General features: G+C 42.8%; 14 protein-coding genes and 2 pseudogenes. 12 read left to right on the forward strand and 4 right to left on the reverse strand.

Features of this window, described 5'->3' with window-relative positions; all coding sequences use genetic code 11:
- Positions 1-81 precede the first annotated feature (81 nt).
- The 12 genes and pseudogenes from metE to MK482_RS08255 form a co-directional block, all read left to right on the forward strand.
- On the forward strand, positions 82-2,331 hold the full coding sequence (gene metE / locus MK482_RS08200; RefSeq protein ID WP_078352766.1) for a 5-methyltetrahydropteroyltriglutamate--homocysteine S-methyltransferase: 2,250 nt from the start codon (positions 82-84) through the stop codon (positions 2,329-2,331).
- Between the two features lie 101 nt (positions 2,332-2,432).
- On the forward strand, positions 2,433-3,299 hold the full coding sequence (gene metF, locus MK482_RS08205; RefSeq protein ID WP_265476954.1) for a methylenetetrahydrofolate reductase [NAD(P)H]: 867 nt from the start codon (positions 2,433-2,435) through the stop codon (positions 3,297-3,299).
- Between the two features lie 495 nt (positions 3,300-3,794).
- Positions 3,795-6,008, forward strand: coding sequence for a polyribonucleotide nucleotidyltransferase (gene pnp, locus MK482_RS08210; RefSeq protein ID WP_268718461.1), 2,214 nt, complete (start codon positions 3,795-3,797; stop codon positions 6,006-6,008).
- Between the two features lie 15 nt (positions 6,009-6,023).
- Complete coding sequence (cysE, locus tag MK482_RS08215) at positions 6,024-6,641, forward strand: serine O-acetyltransferase (RefSeq protein ID WP_020903022.1); 618 nt, start codon at positions 6,024-6,026, stop codon at positions 6,639-6,641.
- Between the two features lie 11 nt (positions 6,642-6,652).
- Positions 6,653-7,537 carry a GNAT family N-acetyltransferase gene (locus MK482_RS08220; protein ID WP_268718462.1) on the forward strand — a complete coding sequence of 295 codons (885 nt, stop codon included), beginning with the start codon at positions 6,653-6,655 and terminating at the stop codon, positions 7,535-7,537.
- A gap of 301 nt (positions 7,538-7,838) precedes the next feature.
- Positions 7,839-8,360, forward strand: a complete 522-nt coding sequence (locus MK482_RS08225; RefSeq protein ID WP_125416346.1) for a dihydrofolate reductase family protein — start codon at positions 7,839-7,841, stop codon at positions 8,358-8,360.
- Positions 8,361-8,377: 17 nt separating this feature from the next.
- On the forward strand, positions 8,378-9,721 hold the full coding sequence (gene cysS / locus MK482_RS08230) for a cysteine--tRNA ligase (protein WP_268718463.1): 1,344 nt from the start codon (positions 8,378-8,380) through the stop codon (positions 9,719-9,721).
- On the forward strand, positions 9,714-10,100 hold the full coding sequence (locus MK482_RS08235; protein ID WP_000567927.1) for a Mini-ribonuclease 3: 387 nt from the start codon (positions 9,714-9,716) through the stop codon (positions 10,098-10,100). Before cysS ends, MK482_RS08235 begins: the two co-directional genes overlap by 8 nt.
- A 3-nt stretch (positions 10,101-10,103) precedes the next feature.
- Positions 10,104-10,973: a PucR family transcriptional regulator gene (locus tag MK482_RS08240; RefSeq protein WP_261047978.1), complete on the forward strand. Its 870-nt coding sequence runs from the start codon at positions 10,104-10,106 to the stop codon at positions 10,971-10,973.
- Between the two features lie 112 nt (positions 10,974-11,085).
- Positions 11,086-12,216, forward strand: a complete 1,131-nt coding sequence (locus MK482_RS08245) for an ABC transporter ATP-binding protein (protein WP_000229945.1) — start codon at positions 11,086-11,088, stop codon at positions 12,214-12,216.
- 132 nt (positions 12,217-12,348) lie between these two features.
- Positions 12,349-14,571 (forward strand): RelA/SpoT family protein, encoded by a 2,223-nt coding sequence (locus MK482_RS08250; protein WP_268718464.1) that lies wholly within the window; start codon positions 12,349-12,351, stop codon positions 14,569-14,571.
- Positions 14,572-14,600: 29 nt separating this feature from the next.
- Positions 14,601-14,705 (forward strand): annotated as a pseudogene (locus MK482_RS08255) (D-aminoacyl-tRNA deacylase); the annotation flags it as partial.
- A 71-nt stretch (positions 14,706-14,776) separates the two neighbouring features.
- On the opposite strand, the pseudogene MK482_RS09030 reads toward MK482_RS08255, so the two are convergent.
- From MK482_RS09030 to MK482_RS08270, 4 genes and pseudogenes are all read right to left on the reverse strand, one after another.
- Positions 14,777-15,091, reverse strand: a pseudogene (locus MK482_RS09030) (threonyl-tRNA synthetase).
- Positions 15,092-15,277: 186 nt separating this feature from the next.
- Complete coding sequence (locus MK482_RS08260; protein WP_268718465.1) at positions 15,278-15,691, reverse strand: hypothetical protein; 414 nt, start codon at positions 15,689-15,691, stop codon at positions 15,278-15,280.
- 119 nt (positions 15,692-15,810) lie between these two features.
- Positions 15,811-16,521 (reverse strand): nicotinamide mononucleotide transporter family protein, encoded by a 711-nt coding sequence (locus MK482_RS08265; RefSeq protein ID WP_261087280.1) that lies wholly within the window; start codon positions 16,519-16,521, stop codon positions 15,811-15,813.
- A 118-nt stretch (positions 16,522-16,639) separates the two neighbouring features.
- On the reverse strand, positions 16,640-17,290 hold the full coding sequence (locus MK482_RS08270) for a metal-dependent transcriptional regulator (protein WP_261087279.1): 651 nt from the start codon (positions 17,288-17,290) through the stop codon (positions 16,640-16,642).
- Between the last annotated feature and the right edge of the window lie 65 nt (positions 17,291-17,355).

The raw sequence follows: 17,355 nt of genomic DNA on the forward strand, positions 1-17,355 counted from the left end.
CAAAGCCTAATTTTTTACAATTATACAGATGATTTCTTTTCTGTTAAGATAGTTTCAACAACAAATTTTGGAGGACACATCATGTCAACTACAATCATCGGTTTCCCTCGTTTGGGCGAATTCCGCGAATTAAAATTTACAACTGAAAAATACTTTAGAAAAGAAATCTCAGAAGAAGAACTCTTGGCGGCCGCAAAAGATTTGCGTGCTAAACACTGGAACATTGTCAAAGAAAAAGGCATCACTGAAATTCCATCAAATGACTTTTCTCACTATGACAACTTCCTAGATGCAGCTTTCCTTTTCAACGTGGTACCTGCTTCAGTTCAAAACTTGGACTTGTCTGACCTTGAGCGATACTTCGCTTTGGGTCGTGGTTACCAAGGAGAAAAAGGAGACGTTCGCGCCCTTCCAATGAAGAAATGGTTCAACACCAACTACCACTACATCGTTCCTAAATTTGAAAAAGACACTCAAGTCAAACTTGCAGGTCACAAAATCTTTGATGAGTTCCAAGAAGCAAAAGAACTTGGATTGAACACTCGTCCAGTTCTTGTAGGTCCATTCACTTTCCTTCAATTGTCAGACTTTGAAGAAGGCGTGAAAGCAGAAGACTTTGTAGACAGCTTAGTTGCTGCTTACCAAGAAGTTTTTGCTAAATTGGCAGAACTTGGTGCGACTCGCATCCAATTGGACGAAGCGGCTCTTGTAAAAGATTTGACAGCCGAAGAAAAAGATCTCTTCTTGAACCTCTACAACAAACTTTTGGCTGACAAAAAAGGTCTTGAAGTCTTGCTTCAAACTTACTTCGGAGATGTTCGTGACGTTTATGCTGACCTTGTAAACTTGCCAGTAGATGCTATCGGTCTTGATTTCGTTGAAGGTAAGAAAACTCTTGAATTGGTTAAAGGTGGCTTCCCAGCTGACAAGACTCTTTATGCAGGTATTGTCAATGGTAAAAACATCTGGCGTAACAACTACGAAAAGAGTTTGGCTGTTCTTGAGCAAATCCCAGCTGAAAACATTGTCTTGACAAGCTCATGCTCACTTCTTCATGTACCATTTACAACAGCTAATGAAGAATTTGAACCAGCAATCTTGAATCACTTTGCCTTTGCAGTTGAAAAATTGGATGAGATTCGTGATTTGGATGCTATCCGCAATGGTCAAGGTGAAGAAGCGCTTGCAGCCAACAAAGAACTCTTTGCGACTGAGCGTGTGGGTGAAAATGCGGAACTTCGTGCTCGTATCGCTGATTTGACAGACGCAGACTACACTCGTTTGCCAGCCTTTGCAGAACGTGAAGCTATTCAAGAAGAAGCTTTCAAACTTCCAGCTCTTCCAACAACAACTATCGGTTCATTCCCTCAAACTAAAGAAGTTCGTGCTAAACGTTTGGCTTACCGTAAAGGTGAATTGTCTCAAGAAGAGTACGATGCTTTCCTTGCTGAAACGATCGATGAATGGATCAAATGGCAAGAAGATATCGACTTTGATGTCCTTGTTCACGGTGAATTTGAGCGTAACGACATGGTTGAGTACTTCGGTCAAAACTTGTCAGGTTACCTCTTCTCTAAAAATGGTTGGGTACAGTCATACGGTATGCGTGGGGTTAAACCACCAATCATCTGGGGTGATGTAACTCGTCTTAACCCTATCACTGTTAAATGGTCTAGCTATGCACAAAGCCGTACAAACAAACCTGTTAAAGGTATGTTGACTGGACCTGTTACCATCCTCAACTGGTCATTCCCACGTGAAGACATCTCTATCAAGGATTCTACTCTTCAAATCGCTCTTGCTATCAAGGATGAAGTTCTTGACCTTGAAGCTGCTGGCGTGAAGATTATCCAAATCGACGAGGCTGCTCTTCGTGAGAAATTGCCACTCCGTCGTAGCGACTGGTACGAAGACTACCTTGACTGGGCTATTCCTGCCTTCCGCTTGGTACACTCAACAGTAGCGCCAGACACACAAATCCACACTCACATGTGTTACTCAGAATTTACAGATATCATCCCAGCTATCGACAACATGGATGCAGATGTTATTTCCTTTGAAGCTAGCCGTTCAAACCTTGAAATCTTGGACGAACTCAAAGCGAAAAACTTCCAAACAGAAGTGGGACCTGGGGTTTACGATATCCACTCACCTCGTGTGCCAAATGAAGGCGAAATCGACAATACAATCGAAGCCATCCTTGCTAAAGTGCCAAGCAAGAAAGTTTGGATCAACCCTGACTGTGGTTTGAAAACACGCGGTATTCCAGAAACAAAAGAAAGCTTGATCCGCCTTGTGGAAGCAGCGAAAGCTGCGCGTGAGAAATTGTAAGATAGGATTTCTCAAGAAGCGCTGCTTGGTAAATCTACCCGTTTCACTTGAATTCTAGGAATCCAGCTAACGAAAAAATCAACTAGAAAAGGATAATGACTATGTCACGCCAAACACCGTCACTCTCATTTGAAGTGTTCCCTCCAAACCCAGCAGTGGGTAATGATAACATTATTTCTGCTCTTCAAGATATGCAGGAGTTGGCTCCCCACTTTATCAGTGTAACTGCCAGCAATAATAAATTTAATATCAAGGAAACGACGGTCCGTTTGGCCAACTTTATCCAAAATGACTTAGCGATTCCGACTATTGCTCACTTGCCAGCCATCTATTTGACCAAGGACAAAGTTGCTGAAACCATTGCTGACTTGGACAAGGTTGGGGTGCAGAAAATCTTGGCTCTTCGTGGGGATATCATTCCAGATGTAGAGCCACAGAAAGATTTCCGGTACGCAACCGACTTGATTGAGTTCATCAAGGAACAAGCCCCTCACTTTGATATTATTGGAGCTTGCTATCCAGAAGGGCATCCAGATTCGCCAAATCAGATTTCAGATATCCAAAATCTCAAGAAGAAAGTAGATGCAGGCTGCTCGAGCCTTGTAACTCAGCTTTTCTTTGACAATGAGCGCTTCTATGATTTCCAAGACAAGTGCATCTTAGCTGGGATTGATGTTCCCATTCATGCAGGGATTATGCCAATTCTGAATCGAAATCAGGCTCTCCGTCTCTTGAAGACTTGTGAGAATATCCATCTTCCACGCAAGTTTAAAGCCATCTTAGACAAGTATGAGCATGACCCTGAGTCGCTCAGAGCAGCAGGACTTGCCTATGCAGTGGATCAAATCGTGGACTTGGTAACTCAAGATGTTGCCGGTGTGCATCTCTACACTATGAACAATGCTGAAACAGCAAAATATATCCACCAAGCAACTCATGCCTTGTTTAATCACCAGTCTCTAGGATAATAAAAAGCAAACCATTCTTCTCAGGTGAGGGGAATGGTTCCTTTTTAATGGTAAAGACCGCACTTTTTAAGAAAAATATGATAAAATAAACTCTGTACGTACTTGATACAAAGATGAGGGTATTAAAATTTCAAATGCTTTGTCGATTCTCAATTTTATGACAGAAATTTTTTCATAATTTGTTCTTTTCAGTATTTAGTTTGAGCGACACGAACGAGTCAAATCGATGTTATTTGACGTGAGAGTTAGTAAAGCATTTAGCTAATCGCCTAATAGCGGTTAGCGTGAAAGGATTAGATGCTTTAGCATCAAACCTTTCTAATGATTTGTATCTTGAAAGCTGAACATGCCTACAACTCTGTGTAAAACAGATAAACTGTCTTGTATTCATCGAAGACTTCGTCAGTTTCCTATTTTTACTTTGCTTTTGACGTCCTTGGTATCTTGATCTTTGTAGGCAAGACGTATAATATTATCAATCCAAAGGGGATTAAAATGACAAAACAAGTGTTTCAAACGACTTTTGCGGGTCGTGAGTTAATTGTAGAGACTGGTCAGGTTGCTAAGCAAGCAAATGGCTCTGTTGTCGTGCGTTATGGTGAGTCAACTGTCTTGACTGCGGCCGTGATGTCTAAAAAAATGGCAACTGGGGATTTCTTCCCGCTTCAAGTCAACTACGAAGAAAAAATGTATGCAGCTGGGAAGTTTCCTGGTGGCTTTATGAAACGTGAAGGACGTCCTTCAACAGATGCGACTTTGACAGCGCGTTTGATTGACCGTCCAATCCGTCCTATGTTTGCGGAAGGTTTCCGTAACGAAGTCCAAGTCATCAACACCGTGCTTTCTTATGATGAAAATGCTTCTGCACCAATAGCAGCTATGTTTGGTTCATCATTGGCACTTTCCATTTCAGATATTCCATTTGATGGTCCAATCGCTGGTGTCCAAGTGGGTTATGTGAATGGTCAAATCATCATCAACCCTACGCAAGAACAGGCAGAGCATTCTCTTCTTGAATTGACAGTAGCTGGTACCAAGCACGCCATCAACATGGTAGAGTCTGGTGCTAAAGAATTGTCAGAAGAAATCATGCTGGAAGCTCTCCTTAAAGGGCACGAAGCAGTTAAAGAATTGATTGCCTTCCAAGAAGAAATCGTTGCAGCAGTTGGTAAAGAAAAAGCAGAAGTAGAATTGCTTCGTGTGGACGCTGAATTGCAGGCTGAAATTATCGCAGCATACAACAGCGATCTCCAAAAAGCGGTCCAAGTAGAAGAAAAATTGGCCCGTGAAGCCGCAACTCAAGCAGTTAAGGACCAAGTAACTGCTGTTTACGAAGAAAAATATGCGGACCACGAAGAATTTGACCGTATCATGCGTGATGTGGCTGAAATCTTGGAACAAATGGAACACGCAGAAGTGCGTCGTTTGATCACAGAAGACAAGGTACGTCCTGATGGTCGTAAGGTCGATGAAATCCGTCCTTTGGATGCGGTTGTTGACTTCCTTCCTCGTGTGCACGGCTCTGGTCTCTTTACTCGTGGGCAAACTCAAGCTCTTTCAGTTTTGACATTGGCTCCGATGGGTGAAACTCAAATCATTGATGGTTTGGATCCAGAGTACAAGAAACGCTTTATGCACCACTATAACTTCCCACAATACTCTGTTGGGGAAACTGGTCGTTACGGTGCGCCAGGTCGTCGTGAAATCGGTCACGGTGCTCTTGGTGAGCGTGCACTTGCTCAAGTCTTGCCAAGTTTGGAAGAATTCCCATATGCTATCCGCTTGGTAGCTGAGGTCTTGGAATCAAATGGTTCTTCATCTCAAGCTTCTATCTGTGCGGGAACGCTTGCCCTTATGGCTGGTGGTGTGCCAATCAAGGCACCAGTAGCAGGGATTGCCATGGGTCTCATCTCAGATGGAAACAACTACACAGTCTTGACAGATATCCAAGGTTTGGAAGACCACTTTGGAGACATGGACTTCAAGGTTGCAGGAACTCGTGACGGGATTACAGCCTTACAAATGGATATCAAAATTCAAGGAATCACTGCAGAAATCTTGACAGAGGCTCTTGCCCAAGCCAAGAAAGCGCGTTTTGAAATCCTTGATGTGATTGAAGCAACTATTCCAGAAGTTCGTCCAGAATTGGCTCCAACTGCTCCGAAAATTGATACCATCAAGATTGATGTGGACAAGATTAAGATTGTCATCGGTAAGGGTGGAGAAACTATCGACAAGATTATCGCTGAAACAGGCGTTAAGATTGATATCGATGAAGAAGGAAATGTGTCTATCTACTCTAGCGACCAAGATGCTATTAACCGTGCTAAAGAAATTATTGCTGGTTTGGTCCGTGAAGCTAAGGTGGACGAAGTTTACCGTGCTAAAGTCGTTCGTATCGAGAAATTTGGTGCCTTTGTTAACCTCTTTGATAAGACAGATGCCCTTGTTCATATCTCTGAGATGGCTTGGACACGTACCAATAATGTCGAAGACTTGGTAGCAATCGGGGATGAAGTTGATGTTAAGGTTATCAAGATTGATGAAAAAGGACGTGTGGATGCTTCTATGAAGGCCCTTCTTCCTCGTCCTCCAAAACCTGAACGTGATGAAAAAGGTGAAAAAACAGAGCGTCCTCACCGCCCACGTCATCACAAGGATCACAAACCTAAGAAAGAAATTACAGAAACACCAAAAGATTCAGAATAAGAAAAGGAGAAATGTATGGGATGGTGGCGCGAAACCATTGATATCGTAAAAGAAAATGATCCAGCGGCCCGCACCACTTTGGAGGTTTTGCTGACTTATCCAGGTGTCAAGGCCTTGGCGGCCCACCGTCTCTCGCATTTTCTCTGGAAGCATGGCTTCAAACTCCTGGCTCGTATGCACAGTCAGTTCTGGCGCTTTTGGACTCAGATTGAGATTCATCCGGGTGCTCAGATTGATTCAGGTGTCTTTATCGACCACGGTTCTGGTCTGGTGATTGGGGAAACAGCGATTGTTGAAAAAGGCGTTATGCTTTACCACGGAGTAACTCTTGGTGGAACTGGTAAGGATGTTGGCAAACGCCATCCGACCGTTCGTCAGGGTGCCCTTATATCAGCCCATGCCCAAGTCATTGGTCCTGTAGAAATTGGTGCAAATGCCAAGGTCGGTGCTGCAGCAGTTGTCGTAGCAGATGTACCTAGTGATGTGACGGTTGTCGGTATTCCGGCCAAGATTGTCCGAGTTCATGGACAGAAGGATGAACCGACTATCCACGAAGTTGAAGAAAAACGAGAGTACTACGTCAATAAACTCGAGCAGGCTAAAGAAGCCAGTCACAGATCGTCTGGGTTGTAGAGGATGGCTATATGATTCAAGCAAGAAACAAGTTAAGCCAAGAGGAGCTATCTGAGGCGAAAAAACTAATTAACTGTTGCCAAAACTATGACGGTACCTATCGTGATCCTTATCTATCTAACATGCTTAATTTTGACCCAAACATGCCCGCCTTTTTCCTTTATTATGAAAAAGGCGAACTTGTTGGTTTATTAACTGTCTATGCAGATGACCAAGATGTAGAAGTGACGATACTGGTTCATCCAGATCATCGCCGTCAGGGAATTGCGCGTGCATTGTTTACTAGTTTTGAGAGAGAAACAGCTTCTTTTCCGATTCATTCAGTCACTTTTCAGACAGAGCGTGTTTTTCTAGACCGCCATCCTGATTTTGTTAGCAACTGGGGATTGGTCGAGGATGAAGAGACAGAAACCTGGTTAGGTAAGGATAGAAGACCATATCAGTTAGCAAAACTTTCTAATCTTGAAGTTTTGTTAGCAGATAGTTCGTATCAGGATCAAATTAGTCAGTTAAAATTTCAGGCATTTTCAGAGGAACATGAATCTAGAGAAGTTGTGGATAGATATGTCGCTGAAGCTCTGAAGGATCCAGAAAGTCGCCTATATATTTTGTTAAAAGACGGTCAGGTTATTGGAACTTGCACGGTTGATTTATCGAGCGATACGAATTACTTCTACGGTTTAGCAATATCAGAACTTGAACGTGGGAAAGGCTATGGAAGCTACTTAGCAAAATCTCTAGTCAACCAACTGATTGAGCAGAATGATAAGGAATTTCAGATTGCCGTGGAAGATAGTAATGTAGGTGCCAAACGTTTGTATGAAAAAATTGGCTTTGTCAAACAGACTCAGGTGGTTTATCTGAATGATAAAGGAGCAAGGGATTCCGAAGTGTAGATACATTCGGACTGAAATTCAATTGAACTCTTAGTGATGAAACTAACTGTTCTCGGATTTTAGTTTTCCTTACTATTATTTTATGATTAAAATCTATGACACCTTGAGCGGGAAGTAGACAGGAGAGGCGCTTGAATGTTTAAGAATGAACCGTTCTATTGCAGATTGGAATTGCTGTTGTCTGGCTTATTTTTCTTGTCCAGCAAGGATTTTGCTGAATACTTTGATTAGCTTAGGTCTAATCATCTGGGGCTATCCCGCTAAGTGAAGGCGAAGCAGAAGTAGAAAGGAAACTACAAGAATGGCAGTATATTTTTACGGCTGTATCACCATGGATGGCTACTTGGCAGACAGCCAGCACAGGATAGACTGGCTGCATCAGCTTGGTTCTGTAGAGGATACAGGCTATGATGACTTTTACAGGCAAATGGATATCACCATCATGAGCAAGCGGACCTTTGAGGAAATCCAAGATTTGCAAGATGTAGAAAGTTTTTATCAAGCTACGGAAAACTATGTCTTTACGCATGATAGAAACCTGCCTGTCAGCAATTACCAGCCAGTAGCTGGGGATGTGGTGGACTTTGTTCGCCAGATTGACAAAGGCAAAAATGTCTTTGTGATTGGTGGTAATTCCTTAGTAGGACCGCTCTTGGATGCGGATCTTTTCGACCACCTCATTATTCAGATAGCGCCCCTTATCCTAGGAAAGGGGGTTCCCCTCTTTACCCAAGAGGAAGGGCAGCGCTTTTATCAACTGGATAGCCTCAGACAATTTGGTCCTTTTGCAGAGCTGGTTTTCAGCCGAAAAAGTCAGAAATAGAGAAGGGAGTGGACCGCATGATTAAAATTTACGATACCATGTCTCGTGTTTTGCGAGAGTTTGTCCCGATTGAGGACGGCAAAGTCAAGATGTATGTTTGTGGGCCAACCGTGTATAACTATATCCACGTGGGGAATGCCCGTTCGACGGTAGCTTTTGATACGATTCGTCGCTATTTTGAATACCGTGGTTATGACGTCGCCTATATTTCCAATTTTACGGATGTGGATGATAAGATTATCAACCGCGCCAAGGAAGAGGGTATCACGCCTCAGGAGGTTGCGGACAAGTACATCGCTGCCTTTCGTGAGGATGTGACAGCCTTGGGCGTCAAACCTGCGACCCGCCATCCTCGTGTGGTGGAGTTTATGATTGACATCATCCGTTTTGTGGAAGAGTTGATTGAAAAAGGTTTTGCTTACGAGAGCCAAGGAGATGTCTATTTCCGTGTGGAAAAATCTCACAACTATGCAAAATTGGCTAATAAAACCTTGGAAGATTTGGAGCTGGGTGCTTCAGGTCGTACCGATGAAGAAACGGCTCGTAAGGAAAATCCTGTAGACTTTGCCCTCTGGAAAGCTGCAAAACCAGACGAGATTTCCTGGGACAGTCCTTGGGGACCTGGTCGTCCAGGCTGGCATATCGAGTGTTCAGTCATGTCGACAGAGATTTTGGGCGACACCATTGATATTCACGGTGGTGGAGCTGACCTAGAGTTTCCTCACCATACCAATGAAATTGCCCAGTCAGAAGCCAAAACAGGCAAGACCTTTGCTAACTACTGGATGCACAATGGCTTTGTCAATATCGATAATGTCAAGATGTCCAAGTCCTTGGGTAACTTTATCACCGTACATGATGCCCTTAAAACTCTTGATGGGCAAGTGCTTCGATTCTTCTTTGCGACACAACATTACCGCAAGCCTATCAACTTTACGGAAAAGGCAGTGCGTGATGCAGAGACCAATCTCAAGTATCTAAAGAATACTTATGAGCAACCATTTTCTGGAACTGTAGATGCTCAAGAGTTGCAGGCTTTTAAAGACAAGTTTGTAGCAGCTATGGATGAAGATTTTAACGCGGCAAATGGAATCACAGTAGTCTTTGAAATGGCCAAATGGATCAATTCCGGCAACTATGACGCAAGTGTCAAGCAAGCTCTTGCGGATATGTTGGAAGTCTTTGGAATTGTCTTTGTTGAGGAAGTTTTGGACGCTGAGATCGAATCCTTGATTCAAAAACGCCAAGAAGCGCGTGCCAATCGTGACTTTGCGACAGCGGACCAGATCCGTGACCAATTGGCTGCTCAAGGGATTAAGCTCCTTGACACCAAAGATGGAGTGAGGTGGACACGTGATTGATGTCAATCTCATTAACGGGATTGCGTTAGCTTTTGAGGGGGACGCGGTGTATTCTATGTATATTCGTCGTCACCTCATTCTAAAAGGTATGACCAAACCCAATAAACTCCATCAAGAAGCGACCAAGTATGTCTCAGCCAAGGCTCAGGCTCGCCTGATTTCCCTTATGTTAGAGGAGCAAGTCCTGACGGAAAAAGAAGAAGAAATCTACAAACGTGGTCGCAATACCAATAGCCACACCAAGGCCAAAAATGCCGATGTGGTAACTTACCGTATGTCCACAGGTTTTGAAGCAGTCATGGGATATCTCCATATGACTGAAAATCTGGAACGTCTTGAGAGCTTGATTTCGTGGTGCATCCAAAAAGTGGAGGGCTAGGACATGATGTCAAAAGAACTACAAGACTGGTTTCCTGAGGCTCAGATTTCAGACCAACCAGTAGAGAAAGAGGGCTATCTCACTCTCCCTTTAGCTTCTCAGCAGTGGATTTTGCTGGAGGAAGCTGGGCTCAGTGAGCGTGAAAAGCAGTTGGTTTCGCTTTTGACCCAGCAGGAGCAGGCTCGTTCGCTCAATCCTTGGTATTCTTATCTGATTGAGGGCAAGGGACAGGCACCGCAAGCTTTTAAAAAGATTCAGTTGGTTTATTGCCATCTTTCCTATTTTCAGCAGGAAAATCTGGCTTCTTGGTTGGATATGATGCGGACTCTTTTTCCCAACTGTCAGACGGTGATTCAGGTCGGAGCTCAGGATTATGTTTTCGTGCTTCAACAAGACAAATACACCTCTGTACGAGCTATTTTAAGTGATACGATTGAAGCGGTTGAGTATGACTTTGGACTTCGTCTGTCAATCATGTTAGGCCAGGTTTGGTCTCAGACAGGCCATCAAGCCCTATCAGACTTGATTAAAGCAGAGCGGGATTTATTTAAGACTTGGTGGCGTCAGGGTCACCAAGGTGTTCATACTTTTTCTCAGCTCTATCTTTGGAGTATGGGAGAAAGACTCGTGGATTTGAAGGTAATCAAGGAATGCTTGCACCAGATGATTTTGGATCAAGACCAGATTCAGGAAATCATTCTCTCCCTTTGGGAAAATAGTGCTGTCCTAACAAAAACAGCCCAGCAACTCTACTTGCATCGCAATTCTCTCCAATATAAGATTGATAAATGGGAAGAATTGACAGGGCTACAGTTGAAGGAATTGACTGACCTGACCCTGTGTTATCAATTGATTTTACCAGATATTTTATAAAGTTTTGTGCAAGTTGCACAGAACTTTTTTATTTTTTTGGTCACCTTGCCATAGAAATATAAAGCGTTTTCATCTATAATAAAACTATCAAAAGACAAAAGGAGTTCACCTCATGGTAGAATTGAATCTTAAAAATATTTACAAAAAATATCCAAACAGCGAACACTATTCAGTTGAAGACTTCAACTTGGACATCAAAGACAAAGAATTTATCGTTTTCGTAGGTCCTTCAGGATGTGGTAAATCAACAACTCTTCGTATGATCGCAGGTCTTGAAGACATCACAGAAGGTACTGCATCTATCGATGGCGTGGTTGTCAACGACGTAGCTCCAAAAGACCGTGATATCGCCATGGTATTCCAAAACTACGCTCTTTACCCACACATGACTGTTTATGACAACATGGCTTTCGGTTTGAAATTGCGTAAATACAGCAAGGAAGACATAGACAAACGTGTACAAGAAGCAGCAGCAATCCTTGGCTTGAAAGAATTCTTGGATCGTAAACCAGCTGACCTTTCAGGTGGTCAACGTCAACGTGTTGCCATGGGTCGTGCGATCGTACGTGATGCAAAAGTATTCTTGATGGACGAACCTTTGTCAAACTTGGATGCCAAACTTCGTGTATCTATGCGTGCTGAAATCGCTAAAATCCACCGTCGTATCGGAGCTACAACTATCTACGTAACTCACGACCAAACAGAAGCGATGACACTTGCAGACCGTATCGTTATCATGTCAGCAACTAAGAACCCTGCTGGTACAGGTACTATCGGACGTGTAGAACAAATCGGTACTCCTCAAGAAGTTTACAAAAACCCAGTTAACAAATTCGTAGCAGGATTCATCGGAAGCCCAGCTATGAACTTCATCAACGTGAAATTGGTAGGTAGCGAAATTGTTTCTGACGGTTTCCGTTTGAAAGTGCCAGAAGGAGCATTGAAAGTTCTTCGTGAAAAAGGCTACGAAGGTAAAGAATTGATCTTCGGTATCCGTCCAGAAGACGTGAATGCAGAACCTGCTTTCCTTGAAACATTCCCAGAATCAGTTGTCAAAGCTACTATCTCTGTATCAGAATTGCTTGGTTCAGAATCTCACCTTTACTGCCAAGTTGGTAAAGATGAATTTGTTGCCAAAGTTGATGCTCGTGACTACTTGCAAACAGGTGCAACAGTTGAACTTGGATTTGACTTGAACAAAGCACACTTCTTCGATGTAGAAACTGAAAAAACAGTCTACTAAGATAAATGAAACTCAAAACACTGCTAGAAATCTGGCAGTGTTTTTTGAAATGTGGATTGATTGAGAGGGAATTTTCTAGTTTTCATATTCTTAAAAAAGTGATAAAATGGTAGGAAGAATTGGAGAGTAGAGATGCCAAAAGAAGTGAATTTAACGGGCGATGAGGTTGTCGCTCTAACACAAAAATATTTATCAAAAGAAGATGTTGCTTTTGTCCATAAGGCCTTAGTCTATGCTGTTGAATGCCACAGTGGTCAATACCGCAAATCAGGTGAACCTTATATCATTCACCCTATCCAAGTGGCAGGGATTTTAGCCAAACTTAAGCTAGATGCTGTAACGGTTGCCTGTGGTTTCTTGCATGACGTGGTGGAAGATACAGATGCGACCTTGGATGATTTGGAAAGAGAGTTTGGTCCTGATGTGCGCGTGATTGTCGATGGAGTTACCAAGCTTGGTAAAGTTAAGTACAAGTCTCACGAGGAGCAGTTGGCTGAAAATCATCGCAAGATGCTCATGGCCATGTCTGAGGACATCCGTGTTATCTTGGTCAAACTGTCAGACCGTTTGCACAATATGCGGACCCTGAAACATCTTAGAAAAGACAAGCAGGAGCGCATTTCCAAAGAAACCATGGAAATCTATGCTCCACTTGCCCATCGTTTGGGAATTTCCAGTGTCAAATGGGAGTTGGAAGACCTATCTTTCCGTTATCTCAATCCAACGGAGTTCTACAGGATTACCCATATGATGAAGGAAAAACGCAGAGAGCGTGAAGCCTTGGTGGATGAGGTGGTCACAAAATTAGAGGAATATACGACGGATCGTCACCTGAAAGGGAAGATTTACGGTCGTCCCAAGCATATTTACTCGATTTTCCGCAAAATGCAGGACAAGAGAAAACGGTTTGAGGAAATCTATGACCTGATTGCCATTCGTTGTATTTTGGATACCCAAAGTGATGTTTATGCCATGCTTGGTTACGTGCATGAACTTTGGAAACCCATGCCTGGTCGTTTCAAAGACTATATCGCTAATCGCAAGGCCAATGGTTACCAGTCTATCCATACGACTGTTTATGGGCCAAAAGGACCGATCGAATTCCAGATTCGGACCAAGGCCATGCACGAGGTGGCTGAGTACGGGGTTGCGGCTCACTGGGCTTATAAGAAGGGCATCAAGGGGCAGGTCAACAGCAAGGAATCAGCTATTGGTATGAACTGGATTAAGGAGATGATGGAGCTCCAAGATCAGGCCGATGATGCCAAGGAATTTGTAGATTCAGTTAAGGAAAACTATCTGGCTGAGGAGATTTACGTCTTTACCCCAGATGGAGCTGTTCGTTCCCTTCCCAAAGATTCAGGACCGATTGATTTTGCCTACGAAATCCATACCAAGGTCGGTGAAAAAGCGACTGGTGCCAAGGTCAATGGCCGTATGGTTCCACTGACAACCAAGCTAAAGACAGGGGATCAGGTCGAAATTGTCACCAACCCCAACTCCTTTGGGCCAAGCCGTGACTGGCTTAACATGGTCAAGACCAGCAAGGCCCGCAACAAGATTCGTCAGTTCTTTAAAAACCAAGATAAGGAATTGTCTGTCAATAAGGGTCGTGAAATGCTGATGGCCCAGTTCCAAGAAAATGGCTATGTGGCCAATAAATTTATGGACAAGCGCCACATGGATCAAGTTCTGCAAAAGACCAGCTACAAGACAGAAGAATCCCTCTTTGCGGCCATTGGTTTTGGAGAAATCGGTGCCATTACCGTCTTTAACCGTCTGACTGAGAAGGAACGCCGTGAAGAAGAACGTGCCAAGGCTAAGGCGGAGGCAGAAGAACTTGTCAAAGGTGGCGAGGTCAAGGTTGAAAACAAAGAAACCCTCAAGGTCAAGCATGAGGGTGGTGTGGTCATTGAAGGTGCCTCAGGTCTCCTCGTGCGGATTGCCAAGTGTTGTAATCCTGTTCCTGGTGATGATATTGTCGGCTATATCACTAAGGGGCGTGGTGTGGCTATTCACCGTGTGGACTGTATGAACCTGCGTGCCCAAGAAAACTATGAGCAACGTCTCCTTGATGTAGAGTGGGAAAATCAGTACTCTAGCTCAAATAAGGAATATATGGCCCATATCGATATCTACGGCCTCAACCGTACAGGATTGTTGAACGATGTACTACAAGTTCTCTCAAACACAACCAAGAATATCTCAACAGTCAACGCCCAACCAACCAAGGATATGAAATTTGCTAATATCCATGTCTCCTTCGGCATTGCTAACCTCTCGACGCTGACTACGGTTGTGGACAAGATTAAGAGTGTGCCAGAAGTTTACTCTGTTAAACGGACCAACGGCTAATTGGCCTAGCTTCTACTAGAAAGGCTATTATGAGAATCATTATTCAACGGGTTACAAAAGCCCAAGTCAGTATCGAAGGTCAGGTTCAGGGAAAAATCAATCAGGGACTCTTATTGCTGGTCAATGACGGACCAGTCACCATTATCCTTGATACTAAAAATAGATAAGAAAGACCAAGCCCAGACGGCTTGGTTTTTCTTATCTATCATAAAATACTCCAAAATGAAATCTGTTCTTGATAGGCTTTTGGGAAGTCTCTTTTCAAGCTTTGGCAGATGCGATAGGAAGGGATGAGATGTCCTAGGGTTAGGAGAGTGCCCTTAAGGAAAAGTGGGAAACCACTTAAACATATCAAGGAGAGAATGATCAGGCTATCCCATAGGAGGATTTGTAAGGCAAAGCGCTAGAATCTCGGTCTAATCTGGGAATAGAGTTGACTAAAGTGGTCACAAAGTTGGTTAGAAAGATAAGTAAGTAGTACAGGATGAAAGAAAATAATACTCTTCGAAAATCTCTTCAAACCACGTCAGCTTCACCTTGCCGTACTCAAGTACAGCCTGCGGCTAGCTTCCTAGTTTGCTCTTTGATTTTCATTGAGTATAAGCCCCTCTTTAAATGTAAAAAATGCCAGCATGATTCCATCAATGACAAGGAGCTCAATGGTTTTGATATAGATGATGTTTTTCATGATAAAACCTCCTTTTCCTTAGAGACATTCCCACAAAGAGATATGTTTGTTGTAAAAGTCTGGATAGTTTTCTCTTAGGTAGTCCGCCGTTCTATAATATAAAGTAGAATGACAAGCAGTGACAATTGGCATAAGAGAGGGAGAACGCTGAGAACTAACGAAGGTTAAAAGGACAAAAAATAGAAAGTCGCTGATGAGCACCCCTAAATAGTAGAAGCGAATCTTTTTATTGATTTGAGGATAAATCTCAGCGAATTGATGTTTGAGTCGGACAACCAAGCGAAATAGTAGTAGACTCTGAGCAAGGAGGAAAATAAAACCAGAGAGCAAGAGCCATTCTAAAGCTGTCTCGGGTCTAGTGGTAAAAAATGCAAATAGTAGCAAATCAATGACTGCAATTGCTGTAAAATGGATTCTAAAGAGATTTTTCATAAGATGACCTCCCTCTTTTATCTAGCTTTATTCTACTCCAAAAGAATGGGAGTTACAAGTAAAATGATAAAAAATTTTAGTAAGGAGATTCTGTTAGATTTCTTTATTTGATTTCCTTCTTATTGTTCCACTTCTTCATCGTTCCAGACAAACAAAGCTCCGATTGCATTGAGGATATAAAAGATGTATTTTCCGATATTGGCAAAGTTTCCTTGAATGCCAGCCTTTGTCAATTGAACGAAATTGTAAATCAACCAAAAGCCCCACTGAGTTGTTAGTTTCAATGCGTTCAAAGCATTGGCAATGAGGGACAGTGCAAAGGCAATAGTTGTTACGTAGGCAAGGAGATTCATCTTGCCCCCATAGCCGATATAGTTGGTCACAAAGGCAAAGAGGAAGGCGATGATTGAAATGATGATGGCCGCCAATTTTAGCTGTTTTTGGCTCATTTGGTTGGGTCTGCCTTCTTGCGAAGCTTCCCATTTCTTAATAGCAAAGGTATAGATAAGGAAGGTGACAGGATAGGTGATAATGGCTGCCTTATTTCCAAGGATATAATCAATGGTACCAGATAAAATCGTATTGACTATGCCAAAGTAATTTCCCCACTTGCTTAATTTTCCGGTGAAACGAGTGGACAACATGGAAATCCCAACGTTGGTTACGGAAATCAATCCAAAGGGTACAAGAGCTGTCCATGATCCCCAATCTACGAATTTATCGAGACGTGAGTTGAGGTAACCAGATGCAATCGCAATCCCAACGACCAAAGCAACCCCGAAGAGGTCAAACCATTTGGATGTCGCAAAAATTTTTAGTGATTTTTTCATATATTAAGATATCTTTCTTTTTTAACAAATATTATATAACTAAATGAAAGTAAAATCAAATGATAGAAATAAACCCCTGAAAATAAAATTTTCAGGGGTGGTTGGGGTACTTGAGAAATTAGTCGATTTTTTCGACATAGAGCTGTTTGGCAATGTCCATACCTACTTGTAAATCCTCTTCGTTACTGAGGATAGTGAAGGTATTGCTGAAGCCATCAAACTGCTGGACTTGGAGACAGTCACCGATGTGAAGTGAGTGCTTATCCAAATAATGGAGAATGTCAAAACTATCGTGCACCCGAGTCAGGCGGTAGGCGCCAGCTTCCTTGATGTCAGCTAGTGGCAGGTTATTGATTTCAACCAGGAGTTCTCCCTTGGCAGGAATAGTTCCTCCGTGAGGGCAGGTCTTGGGGAATCCAAGCAATTTTTCTAGTCTCTCCACGAATAGCTCAGAGACAGTATGTTCCAATACCTCAGCTTCCTCGTGAATCTGGTCACTCGTATAGTCTAAATGATGGACTAGAAAAACTTCAATCAAACGATGCTTACGATAGAGCTCAGAGACCAGTTTGAGCCCGAGGTCAGTCAGTAGATAGCCACATTCCTTGTCCTTAAGGATGAGATTTTCGCTCTTCATCCGTTTAATCATTTCAGTTACGGCAGGGGGAGAGACTTGCATACGAGCCGCAATTTCCTTGTTGGTAATCTTATGCAAATCTATGCCAATTTCATAGATACACTTTAGATAATCTTCTTTATTCGGGGTCATTCGTTTCCTCTTGTCTAATATCTTTATCTAGTATATCAAAAAAAGCTAGATTTCTCTAGCTATCT

It is taken from the genome of Streptococcus mitis (genome assembly GCF_026782865.1).
Taxonomy (GTDB): Bacteria; Bacillota; Bacilli; order Lactobacillales; family Streptococcaceae; genus Streptococcus; species Streptococcus mitis_CG.

Excerpts from the sequence above, each read along its gene's own strand:
- metE (WP_078352766.1), top strand. The coding sequence starts at position 82 with ATGTCAACTACAATCATCGGTTTCCCTCGTTTGGGCGAATTCCGCGAA.
- metF (WP_265476954.1), top strand. The coding sequence starts at position 2,433 with ATGTCACGCCAAACACCGTCACTCTCATTTGAAGTGTTCCCTCCAAAC.
- pnp (WP_268718461.1), top strand. The coding sequence starts at position 3,795 with ATGACAAAACAAGTGTTTCAAACGACTTTTGCGGGTCGTGAGTTAATT.
- cysE (WP_020903022.1), top strand. The coding sequence starts at position 6,024 with ATGGGATGGTGGCGCGAAACCATTGATATCGTAAAAGAAAATGATCCA.
- MK482_RS08220 (WP_268718462.1), top strand. The coding sequence starts at position 6,653 with ATGATTCAAGCAAGAAACAAGTTAAGCCAAGAGGAGCTATCTGAGGCG.
- MK482_RS08225 (WP_125416346.1), top strand. The coding sequence starts at position 7,839 with ATGGCAGTATATTTTTACGGCTGTATCACCATGGATGGCTACTTGGCA.
- cysS (WP_268718463.1), top strand. The coding sequence starts at position 8,378 with ATGATTAAAATTTACGATACCATGTCTCGTGTTTTGCGAGAGTTTGTC.
- MK482_RS08240 (WP_261047978.1), top strand. The coding sequence starts at position 10,104 with ATGATGTCAAAAGAACTACAAGACTGGTTTCCTGAGGCTCAGATTTCA.
- MK482_RS08245 (WP_000229945.1), top strand. The coding sequence starts at position 11,086 with ATGGTAGAATTGAATCTTAAAAATATTTACAAAAAATATCCAAACAGC.
- MK482_RS08250 (WP_268718464.1), top strand. The coding sequence starts at position 12,349 with ATGCCAAAAGAAGTGAATTTAACGGGCGATGAGGTTGTCGCTCTAACA.
- MK482_RS08260 (WP_268718465.1), bottom strand. The coding sequence starts at position 15,691 with ATGAAAAATCTCTTTAGAATCCATTTTACAGCAATTGCAGTCATTGAT.
- MK482_RS08265 (WP_261087280.1), bottom strand. The coding sequence starts at position 16,521 with ATGAAAAAATCACTAAAAATTTTTGCGACATCCAAATGGTTTGACCTC.
- MK482_RS08270 (WP_261087279.1), bottom strand. The coding sequence starts at position 17,290 with ATGACCCCGAATAAAGAAGATTATCTAAAGTGTATCTATGAAATTGGC.